11 protein-coding genes and 1 tRNA gene are annotated in these 9,664 nt (G+C 67.9%); 2 read left to right on the forward strand and 10 right to left on the reverse strand.

All coding sequences use genetic code 11. The features are described 5' to 3' along the window. From trpB to Q0U08_RS13675, 9 genes are all read right to left on the reverse strand, one after another. Positions 1–788, reverse strand: a 788-nt coding sequence (gene trpB / locus Q0U08_RS13635; RefSeq protein ID WP_298091934.1) for a tryptophan synthase subunit beta, incomplete at its 3' end; no start/stop codon positions are given. 64 nt (positions 789–852) lie between these two features. Further along, on the reverse strand, positions 853–1,491 hold the full coding sequence (locus Q0U08_RS13640; RefSeq protein ID WP_298091935.1) for a phosphoribosylanthranilate isomerase: 639 nt from the start codon (positions 1,489–1,491) through the stop codon (positions 853–855). Between the two features lies 1 nt (position 1,492). Continuing rightward, a complete protein-coding gene (gene pyrF / locus Q0U08_RS13645; RefSeq protein ID WP_298091936.1) occupies positions 1,493–2,167 on the reverse strand; it encodes an orotidine-5'-phosphate decarboxylase in 675 nt (224 codons plus the stop codon). A 5-nt stretch (positions 2,168–2,172) separates the two neighbouring features. Then, entirely contained in the window at positions 2,173–2,505 is a 333-nt protein-coding gene (locus Q0U08_RS13650; RefSeq protein ID WP_298091937.1) for a hypothetical protein, read from the reverse strand. A 64-nt stretch (positions 2,506–2,569) separates the two neighbouring features. Beyond that, positions 2,570–4,831, reverse strand: a complete 2,262-nt coding sequence (locus Q0U08_RS13655) for a patatin-like protein (RefSeq protein WP_298091938.1) — start codon at positions 4,829–4,831, stop codon at positions 2,570–2,572. Between the two features lie 13 nt (positions 4,832–4,844). Then, positions 4,845–5,540 carry an endonuclease/exonuclease/phosphatase family protein gene (locus Q0U08_RS13660; protein WP_298091939.1) on the reverse strand — a complete coding sequence of 232 codons (696 nt, stop codon included), beginning with the start codon at positions 5,538–5,540 and terminating at the stop codon, positions 4,845–4,847. Positions 5,541–5,564: 24 nt separating this feature from the next. Continuing rightward, a tRNA-Thr gene (locus Q0U08_RS13665) sits at positions 5,565–5,640 on the reverse strand. Between the two features lie 26 nt (positions 5,641–5,666). Then, entirely contained in the window at positions 5,667–6,536 is an 870-nt protein-coding gene (locus tag Q0U08_RS13670; protein WP_298091940.1) for a DUF429 domain-containing protein, read from the reverse strand. After that, the gene (locus tag Q0U08_RS13675; RefSeq protein WP_298091941.1) at positions 6,520–7,830 is read right to left on the reverse strand and encodes a replication-associated recombination protein A; all 1,311 of its coding nucleotides are present in this window, start codon (positions 7,828–7,830) and stop codon (positions 6,520–6,522) included. Before Q0U08_RS13675 ends, Q0U08_RS13670 begins: the two co-directional genes overlap by 17 nt. A 101-nt stretch (positions 7,831–7,931) precedes the next feature. Between Q0U08_RS13675 and Q0U08_RS13680 the strand changes: the two genes are divergently transcribed. Together Q0U08_RS13680 and Q0U08_RS13685 are read left to right on the forward strand one after the other, a co-directional pair. After that, positions 7,932–8,495: a PadR family transcriptional regulator gene (locus Q0U08_RS13680; RefSeq protein ID WP_298091942.1), complete on the forward strand. Its 564-nt coding sequence runs from the start codon at positions 7,932–7,934 to the stop codon at positions 8,493–8,495. Further along, entirely contained in the window at positions 8,495–8,785 is a 291-nt protein-coding gene (locus Q0U08_RS13685; protein ID WP_298091943.1) for a DUF2218 domain-containing protein, read from the forward strand. Before Q0U08_RS13680 ends, Q0U08_RS13685 begins: the two co-directional genes overlap by 1 nt. A gap of 8 nt (positions 8,786–8,793) precedes the next feature. Here the strand turns inward: Q0U08_RS13685 and Q0U08_RS13690 are convergent, their stop codons facing one another. Continuing rightward, entirely contained in the window at positions 8,794–9,267 is a 474-nt protein-coding gene (locus Q0U08_RS13690; protein ID WP_298091944.1) for a cell wall hydrolase, read from the reverse strand. Between the last annotated feature and the right edge of the window lie 397 nt (positions 9,268–9,664).

Genomic DNA, 9,664 nt, shown 5'->3' on the forward strand with positions numbered 1-9,664 from the left:
TCGTCGAGGAAGCGGTGGAACAGGCCGATCGCGTTCGATCCGCCGCCGATCGCGGCGACCAGCAGGTCCGGCAGGCGGCCGGTGCGCTTCAGCATCTGTTCGCGCGCCTCGCGCCCGATGACACTTTGGAAGTCGCGGACGAGTTCGGGATAGGGGTGCGGGCCGGCGGCGGTGCCGATGATGTAGAAGGTGTCGTGGACGTTGGCGACCCAGTCGCGCATCGCCTCGTTCATCGCATCCTTCAGCGTGTGCGCGCCCGACTGGACGGGCTTCACCTCGGCGCCGAGCAGCTTCATGCGGAACACGTTGGGCTGTTGCCGCTCGACGTCCTTGGCGCCCATGTAGATGACGCAGGGAAGGCCGAAGCGCGCGCAGACGGTGGCGGTGGCGACGCCGTGCTGCCCCGCGCCCGTTTCCGCGATGATCCGGGTCTTGCCCATGCGGATGGCGAGCAGGATCTGGCCGATGCAGTTGTTGATCTTGTGCGCGCCGGTGTGGTTCAGCTCGTCGCGCTTGAACCAGACCTGTGCGCCCATGCCGTCTTCCGCGCCGGTGCGCAGTGCCTCGGTCAGCCGCTCCGCATAGTAGAGCGGGCTCGGGCGGCCGACATAATGTTCGAGCAGATCGTCGAACTGCTCCTGAAACGCCGGATCGGCCTTGGCCGCGCGATATTCGCGGTCGAGGTCCAGGATCAGCGGCATCAACGTCTCGGCGACGTAGCGGCCACCATAATCGCCGAAATGCCCGCGGTCGTCGGGCTGGGCGCGGAAGGAGTTTGGCGCGGTCATGGGGCCGCGCTTTAGCACCATGACCGCCGGTGTCGAGATTGCATCCTTCCCCGGCAGGGCCGGATCAGAGCGATTGCACCGTCTTCAAAAAGGCCAGCAAGCGTCCCTTGTCCTTGACGCCGGGGGCACTTTCGACGCCCGACGACACATCCACCAGCGTCGCACCGGTGCGATGGACGGCCTCTGCGACGTTGCCTGCATCCAGCCCGCCGGATAGCGCCCAGGGCAGCGGATGGCGAAATCCTTCAAGCAGTCGCCAGTCGAAGCGCAGACCCATGCCGCCGGGCAATTCGGCGGCCTCGGGCGTCTTGGCGTCGTACAGCAGACGGGTCGCAGCACCGGCATAATGCGCCGCCTGTGCGAGATCGGCGCCGGTCTTGACCGCGACCGCGGCCCACACGTCGCGCCCGAACGTCGCGCGGATCGCCGCGACGCGGGCGGGCGCGGTCTTGTGAAGCTGGACGGCATCGAGGCGGCCGGCCTTGATGGCGGCCTCGACCAGCGCGTCCTCCGGATCGACGAAGACGCCGACCCGCTGGACATGCGCCGGCACCCGGGTGGCGAGGCCGGTCGCCGCCTCGAACGTCAGGTGGCGGGGCGAGGCGGGGAAGAAGACGAATCCGACATGCGACGCACTGCCCGAAAGCGCGGCCTCCAGCGTATCCGGCGTGGTCAGGCCGCAAATCTTGGCAGTGACGGGCACGTCAGAGGGTGGCCGCGATGGCGCGGGCGGCGGCATCGGGGTCGTCGGCCTGGGTGATCGGGCGGCCGATGACGAGGATGGAGGCGCCGGCGTCGATCGCCTGTCGGGGGGTGACGACGCGCTTCTGATCGCCGACCGGCCCATCCGCCGGGCGGACGCCGGGGACGACGAAGAAGCCCTTGGGCCAGACGGCCCTGGCTGCGGCGACCTCCGCACCGGAGCAGACGATGCCGTCGACGCCGGACGCGTGGGCGAGTTCGGCAAGGCGCAGGACATGGTCGTGGGCCGCGCCGGTGACGCCGGTGTCGGACAAGTCGGTGGCGTCGAGGCTGGTGAGCATGGTGACCGCGACGACCTTCGTGCCGGTCGGTGCGGCGGCCTTGGCATCCTCCAGCATGGCGCGGCCGCCGCTGGCGTGGACGGTCAGGATCGCGGGGGCGATGGGGCCGAGCGCCTGTATCGCCTTGGCGACGGTGTTGGGGATGTCGTGCAGTTTCAGGTCGAGGAAGATCGGCAGATCGAGATGCGCCATTTCGCGCACGCCGGCGGCCCCGTGCGCGCAGAAGAATTCCAGACCGAGCTTGATACCGCCGACATGGTCGCGGACCCGCCTGGCAAGCGTGAGCGCGCGGGAAAGATCGGGTGTGTCGATCGCGACATAGATGCGGTTGCTCATCGCGGTCAGATCGCCGTGCCGGGCTTGTCGATCGACATCGCCAGTGGCGCCGCCGGTTCCGCCACCGGTTCGGTCGCGGCGACGACGCTGCTGCGCAGGTCGGTCAGGTTGCGCTCGGCCGTGGCGAGGCGCTGACGCAGCCGCCAGCGGACGGCATGCTGCCAGATGAGCGTCGGGACGAGACCGAGCAGAAAGGTGACGAAGAGGAGGACCGGCAGGTTCACATCGGCGATCAACCCGCCGACCAGACGGATCGGCACAGTGGTCCAGTTGCCCATGGTGAACGCGGCGGCCAGAAACGCCAGCAGACACCAGAACAGGATCTTCAGGAACTGCATGCGTGTCCTCGGGTAACAATAATCATGCCAAGGTCTAGCCGCGATCGTGAGGCAAGACCAGCCTTCAGCCGATCTCGCGACGAAGGGACGCGATCAGGGCGGGGATCGCGGTCAATCGGGGTTCTTCTTCGTCAAGAATGGCGAGAAAGGCGGCGCGCTTGATCGCGGCGACACGGCCCGGGCGCATGCGTACGGTGGGGGGCAGCGTGGACACGGTGATGTCGATCATCCGCTCCGCCCCGTGAAGGCGACCCCAGAGATAATCATTCTCGCGGTAGGCGCGGCTGAAGAACGCACCGAAGCTGTTGAACTGGATGCCCTTCAACGTCGCCTCGGCACCACCAGCGCGGATCGCGACGGCATCGTCAGGCGAGATGCGGTCGACCTTTACCGGATCGAACTCGTCCAGTCCCTCGCCTTGCAACAGCGGCAGCGTGGCGACGTCGAAATAGGGAAAACCCAGATAGCTGAGCAGCAGGGTGCGACGCGGCTCACGCGGCAGGGCCGCCAGCGCTTCCGCAAGCCGGGCATCGGTTTCGTCGTCGAGGCGGCGGCAGTCGAGCGCGGTCGCGAGCGCATCGAGAAGCGGACCGGCGTCACCGCGCCATGAACGGACCGCGGGGCGCAGGGCGGGATGTGCCGTGCCGCGTTGCCGATCGAGATGCGCGGCCAGCGTCTCATAGATGGCCCGGCGCATCGCGCTGATGGCGGGATCGGGCGGGTCGGCCTCGACCTCCGCCAGACGCCTGGCGAGCAGGCGCAGACGGCGGATGCGAAAGCCGAGCTCGACGCTGCGCCGGAAGTCGATGCTGGCGGTGTCGTCGGCGGCCTGTCGCTCGTCCAGGGCGGCGGCAAGCGCGGCGCGGATGCGCCCGCGACGTGGCGCGCTGCCGTCACCCGCCGCCTCCGCCGCCATGGCGGCAAGGTGATCCAGCACACCGGCGCGCTTCAGATGCGCATAGGCGGCAAAGCCGAAGCCCGACTTGGCCACCGCGCCGGCATGGGCACGCTGGCGCCATGCGGCGAGGCGCGCAGGGGTGGGACGATCGAGGAAGAAGGTGCGGCCGAACAGATGCTCGACCTCCGCCTCCACCTCGCCACGGATGGCCGCGACGATGCCCTGCATACGATCGATCCGTTCGGACCTGGCGGCGATCGCCTCCAGATTGTCGCGGATCGGTTGCTGACGGGGAAGCTCGCTGATCGCGCCGAGGATGATCTGGAGGAAGCCGGGCTCCGCACCGCTGCTCCCCAAGCGGAACTTCGTGCCGGGCGAGGGATCGATATACACGAAGCGGCGGTCGACCTCGCGCCGGGCGGGGCGCTGCTTCAACGCGTCGATCGCGGGGCGGAACGGCGCGTTGGCCAGTACCGACCCATCGATCAGTACCGCACGGTCGGCGGCGTTGGCGGCATGATGGCGGGGCAGCACGCGCCGCAGAAAGGCGCGGCGGGTGGGCCAGCGGCCCCCGCGCGTCTCCAGCACGCGGTCCATCTCCCCTGCGCTGAACGGCGGGAACGCGCCGGGAAAGCTGGAGGTGGCGCGCGCCGCAAAGGCCAGTTCGGCGGCGGGGGCGAGGGTCTGGACCTGTGCGCCGCCATCGGTGAAATCGATGACGATGCGGTGCTCGGTCTCGACCACCTCGGCGGGCGAATGGAGTTGCAGGCGCTCGGGGTGGCCGGTGAAGTCGGTGACGGTGACGTACAGGTCGAGCGGCTGTCCGTCGGGCAGGAGCCTGGGGCCGCGCGGTGCCGCCGCCATGGCGTCAAAGGCATCGAGCAGCAGGCCGGTGAAGATGGTGCCGCCAAAGGGCGGTTCGAACCAGCGCGAGCGCACGAAATGCGACAGCTTGGCCCGCACCTCCTCGCGCGTGGCGTCCTCCAGCGCCTCCACCGAATCCGCGCTGCGGCCGGCCGCCATCCAGGCGAGAGGGAGTGCCCAGACTTTCGAGAAGCGCGAGGCGGGGGCGGCGGCGGGGTCGATCAGCGCCTCGACATCGGCGGCGGCGAGCCAGAGATCGGTAAGGGGATCGAGCGACTGGCCGGTGGCGACGGCCTGGCCCAGAAAGATGCCGTTGATGCCGCCTGCACTGGCACCGGCGATGATGTCGGGCAGGATGCGGATGCGCCAGCCACCCTGTTCGGCGATCTCCGCCAGGAGCGTGCGATAGACGGCGGCGCTGCCCGTGGGGGCCGGTTCTGCGTCATGAAAGCCGCGACTGGCGCGCGCCAGATGCCAGATCTCCTTGGTGATGCCGTGCATGTACACGGCCAGGCTGATCCCGCCATAGCAGACGAGTGCGAGGCGAAGCTCCTTTTCGCGCATTATACGCGGCGCATCATGCGGGCACGAGCGTGGCCCAGATGGGCAGGTGATCGGACGCCTTGCGCGAGGCCGGGCTGAGATGCACGCCGCATTCCGCGATGCGCAGTTCGGGCGACACCATGATCCGGTCGAGCCGCCCGATCGGCCGACGGGCATGGAAGCTGGGGCCGGTGCCGGCAAAGGCGAAGTCGCGCCCGAAATCGCGCAGGCAGCCGGCGGCGGCAGTCCATTCGTTCAGGTCCCCCATCATGACGGTGGGCAGCCGATCCGTACAGGCCTCGACATGGTTCAGGATCGCGGCCGCCTGACGACGGCGCCAGAGGCCGGACAGGTCGAGATGCATACCGATGACCCGCAAATGGGTGTCGCCGCACAGGATCTCGGCCACGACCGCGCCGCGCGGCTCCAGCGCGGGTAGGTGGATCGCCTCGTGATGCCGGATCTCGGCCTGTTTGCGGACCAGGATGGCGTTGCCGTGCCAGCCCATCGACAGGGCGCGCATGCCGAACTGCACCGGCTTCCAGTCACTGTGTTCGGCAAGAAGGTGGAGCGGCAATACGCCCTCCCGGGTGCCGAAGCGGCGATCGGCCTCCTGCAGCGCGATCACGTCGGCATCGACTTCGCGCAGAACCTCCAGAATCCGCTCCGGATTGCGCCGCCGGTCCGTGCCGATCCCCTTGCGCATATTGTAGCTGGCGACTTTTATCATTCCGGGTCGGTAACGCCGGAAATATGGTGCCGGTTGCAGGGATCGAACCCGCGACCTTCGGTTTACAAAACCGCTGCTCTACCATCTGAGCTAAACCGGCACATCCTGGTCGGGCGGGCTCTTGCCTTACTCGACGCCGAAAATCCAGCCTTCGGTTTGCGCAATCTCGCGGGTGAGCCCGGCCGGGCTCCAGAGCGGTGGCCTGGCCGCGTTGGCGCGGAGCCATGCGGCGGTCAGCAGCGCGTCGGTGCTGTGGTCGTCATAGCGGGCGAGCGGTGCGTGGGGCGCGCTTCCCATGGCCGCAAGTGCCTGATCGAGCACGGCAGCGCTACGCAGTTTGCCCCGGCCCAGACCGGCGGCGCGGACGGCGAGGGCGGGGTAGATTTCCACGATCAGCGCGCCGGCAGCGGGGATCGGATCGATCGGCCAGACGGGCACGATGCCACGTAACCGGTCGAGAAGGCGCATCCCCGCGAAACTCGCCTTGGCGACCTGCGCGGCACCCACGGCATCGAAGATACTTGACGGGCGGCTGCGGCCGGTGGCGGCGATCGCAGTCTCGCAGCGGCGGTAACGGAGGAACTGCGCCTTCTGCCCGTCGGCGGCGCCGCCATAGACGTGCAAGCCGCGCCGGGCATCGACGAACCCGGCGGCGCCGAGATCGGCATCGGTGCTGTTCCGGTCGACCCATCGCCACAGCGCGGGTGCGTCTTCGGTAAAGGGCTCGCCGGGAAGATGGGCGGCGCGGTCGAGAAACGGTGCGGAGAAGCTGAAGTCGAAGCCGATCAGCATCGGTGCATCGGCATGGAGCAAGACCCAGTCGAGTACCGCCTGGCGTGACCAGCAGCCACCGGGCGGCGGCACGGGCACGGGGGCCGCGTCGCCCGCCTGCGCCACGGCGACTGCGATGCCGCGGTGGCGCTGACCGCGGGCGCCAGACCAGTCGATCGCGGCGAAGCGGCGGAAATGGGCGGGCGGGTCAGCCCTGGCGTTCATTGCGCCGCGCGTCCCACCAAGCCATGCGCTCGGCGATACGTTTTTCCAGCCCCCGCCCGGTCGGTTCGTAGAAGCGCTGCGGGCTCATCGCGTCCGGCCAATAGTTCGCGCCGGAAAAACCATCCTCGGCATCATGATCATATTGGTAGCCGGCGCCGTAGCCGATCTGCTTCATGAGCTTGGTCGGCGCGTTCAGGATATTGTCCGGCGGCATCAGCGAGCCGGTCTCCCTGGCCGAGCGCCAGGCGGCCTTTTGCGCCATATAGGCGGCATTCGATTTGGGTGCCGTCGCCAGATACAGGCAGGCCTGCACGATCGCCAACTCGCCCTCCGGACTGCCGAGAAAATCATACGCCTCTTTGGCAGCAAGGCATTGTTGCAGCGCCTGCGGATCGGCGAGCCCGATATCCTCGACGGCGGCGCGGGTCAGGCGGCGGAGCAGGAACAGCGGTTCCTCGCCGGCGGTAAGCATGCGGGCGAGATAATAGAGTGCGGCCTGCGGGTCCGAACCGCGGATCGATTTGTGCAGCGCGGAGATCAGGTTGTAATGCCCCTCGCGGTCCTTGTCGTACACGGCGACGCGGCGCTGGAGAAAGGCGGACAGGCCGGCGGCGTCGAGCGGTTCGGCAAGGCCGACCGAGAACAGGGTTTCGGCCTGGTTGAGCAGGAAGCGGCCGTCGCCATCCGCACTGGCCACCAGGGCCTCGCGCGCCTGGGGCTGCAAGGGCAGGGCGCGATCCATCTCCACCTCGGCGCGATCCAGCAACCGGCCAAGGGCATCGCGGTCGAGGCGGTGGAGGATCAGCACCTGCGCACGGCTGAGCAGGGCGGCGTTCAACTCGAAGGACGGGTTTTCGGTCGTGGCGCCGACCAGCGTCACCGTGCCGTTCTCGACATAGGGCAGGAAGCCATCCTGCTGCGCGCGATTGAAACGGTGGATCTCGTCCACGAACAACAGCGTGCGCTGGCCGGTGCGCGCATGATCGCGCGCTTCCGCGAACGCCTTTTTGAGGTCGGCCACGCCGGAAAAGACGGCGGAGATCGCGACGAACCGCAGATCGACCGCGTCGGCGAGCAGGCGGGCGATGGTGGTCTTGCCGGTGCCAGGCGGCCCCCACAGGATCATCGAGGACAGGCGGCCTGCGGCGACCATCCGCCCGATCGCGCCATCCGGGCCGGTCAGATGCTCCTGGCCAACCACCGCTGCAAGCGCCTGGGGGCGGAGCCGATCGGCGAGCGGCGCATCGGGCGCAGGAAGGGGGGCGGGTTCCAGTCCCGCAAACAGATCGGCCATGCACCCGAAGATAGGCACGACTGCGAGGCACGTCATGTCCCTTGAAAGCAGAGTGGATCAAGATATATCTTGCATATCAAGATATATCGGAGTGAGTCGCGATGCGATTTGGAATGGGATATGGCGCATGGACCGATGGTCCGTTCGGCGGCGGTCGTCACGGAGGACCGGGTCGTGGCGGGCATGAGGGCGGACGCGGTCGGCGACGCGTGTTCGACGGCGGCGAACTGAAGCTGGTCTTGTTGAAGCTGATCGCGGATGCCCCGCGGCACGGATATGACCTGATCCGCGAGATCGAAGGTCTGTCGGGCGGTGGTTACGCGCCGAGCCCGGGTGTCGTCTATCCGACGCTGACCCTGCTGGGCGACATGGGGCTGATCGAGGAACATCAGTCCGAGGGAACGAAGAAGCGCTTTGCGGCGACCGAGGCGGGGCGGGATCATCTGGCCGAGGCGGCGGCGCAGCTCGACGAACTGTTCGCACGGTTGCGCAAGCTGGCCGATCACCGCGAGCGGACCGATGGTGCCCCCATCCGCCGCGCGATGGGTAATCTGCGTCAGGTGTTGCAGCACCGTCTGATGCGCGACGATGTCAGTGAGGACACGCTGCACGAGGTGGCGGCGCTGATCGACGAAGCCGCACGCAAGATCGAAAGGATGAAGTGATGACCCTGTCCATCGCCCGCGTACCGACGCACTCCGCCAGCCGCTATCTGCAGCAACTGGCCAAGCACTGGTCGCACAAGATGACGGTGACGTTTACGGCCGAGGAAGGCACGATCGACTTTCCCAACGGATCGCGGCTGGAGATGCGTGCCGACAGCGAGACGCTGGACGTGGTCCTGAGCGTGCCGGAGGGAGAGGATCGCGACCGGATGCGCGAGGTGGTATCGAGCCACCTGGACCGGTTCGCCTTTCGCGAGGCGCCGCTGACCTTTGACTGGCGCGACGGCTGAGACGGGCTTCAGCGGTAGAAGATGTGGTCGGCGATCTGGACGATGCGGATGCGCTGCTTCAGGGTGGCGCGGGCCGAGCGGAAGAAGAGGGCGCCGGGGGCAACCTCTTCACCCAGTCCGTTCAGCGTCTCGGTGGCGATGCGGATCGCATTGGTCCAGCGGCTGGTGGTGCGGGGCGGATTGTAGCTGTCCGGATCGAAGAACTGGCCGCGCTGCTTGACGACGCCGCAGGCGCTGGGGGCGAAGCGGCCGCTTTTCATGCGGGTGCGGATGACCTGGGCGATGGCGACCTGACCGCGTTCCGGCTGGTTGCCCGCCTCGCGCACGATGGCCTTGGCCATGCATTCGACCTCCTGCGGGTTGGTCGCGGCGGCGGTGATGGGCGGCGTGCTGTCTGCCGGTGCGGCGGTCGCGACCTGGGCTCCAAAGGCACCGGCTGCGACAATGAGGACGCGCATCACGATCGAACGCCGCTTGGTCATTCCTGCTCACTGCACATGCGCAAGAGTGTTCGTCGCCCGCCGAGGCAATCCGGAACAATTAGCGGTCGAGGTTCCCCTGCGTCTCGCCATCCGCGGCATCCTCTTTCCCTGTGGCGGAGGATGGTCGCTTCGGCTGGACCGGAGCCTTGATCGATGAAGTGCGACGACCGGTCAAAGGCCAGGCGACGAAACGTGGCCGTGTCGGGACGAGTTTCGGTTAACGAGGGATCTTTATCCGCCCGCCCGAACCATTGACGTCATCCGCCTGACATTATAACCGTATACCGTATTTAGGAGAGTTCGCCGATGACGATTATGGCCCCGAGCCGCCGTTCGCTGATGGTCGGGGCGGCGGCGTCCGCCCTCCTGCCGGCGCTGGGGGCGTTCGCTGCCACCC

This window comes from uncultured Sphingomonas sp., assembly GCF_946477935.1.
GTDB lineage: Bacteria > Pseudomonadota > Alphaproteobacteria > Sphingomonadales > Sphingomonadaceae > Sphingomonas.

What these genes read in the sequence shown, in the direction of transcription:
- pyrF (WP_298091936.1), bottom strand. Translation starts at nt 2,167, where the DNA reads ATGAGCAACCGCATCTATGTCGCGATCGACACACCCGATCTTTCCCGC.
- Q0U08_RS13650 (WP_298091937.1), bottom strand. Translation starts at nt 2,505, where the DNA reads ATGCAGTTCCTGAAGATCCTGTTCTGGTGTCTGCTGGCGTTTCTGGCC.
- Q0U08_RS13655 (WP_298091938.1), bottom strand. Translation starts at nt 4,831, where the DNA reads ATGCGCGAAAAGGAGCTTCGCCTCGCACTCGTCTGCTATGGCGGGATC.
- Q0U08_RS13660 (WP_298091939.1), bottom strand. Translation starts at nt 5,540, where the DNA reads ATGATAAAAGTCGCCAGCTACAATATGCGCAAGGGGATCGGCACGGAC.
- Q0U08_RS13670 (WP_298091940.1), bottom strand. Translation starts at nt 6,536, where the DNA reads ATGAACGCCAGGGCTGACCCGCCCGCCCATTTCCGCCGCTTCGCCGCG.
- Q0U08_RS13675 (WP_298091941.1), bottom strand. Translation starts at nt 7,830, where the DNA reads ATGGCCGATCTGTTTGCGGGACTGGAACCCGCCCCCCTTCCTGCGCCC.
- Q0U08_RS13680 (WP_298091942.1), top strand. Translation starts at nt 7,932, where the DNA reads ATGCGATTTGGAATGGGATATGGCGCATGGACCGATGGTCCGTTCGGC.
- Q0U08_RS13685 (WP_298091943.1), top strand. Translation starts at nt 8,495, where the DNA reads ATGACCCTGTCCATCGCCCGCGTACCGACGCACTCCGCCAGCCGCTAT.
- Q0U08_RS13690 (WP_298091944.1), bottom strand. Translation starts at nt 9,267, where the DNA reads ATGACCAAGCGGCGTTCGATCGTGATGCGCGTCCTCATTGTCGCAGCC.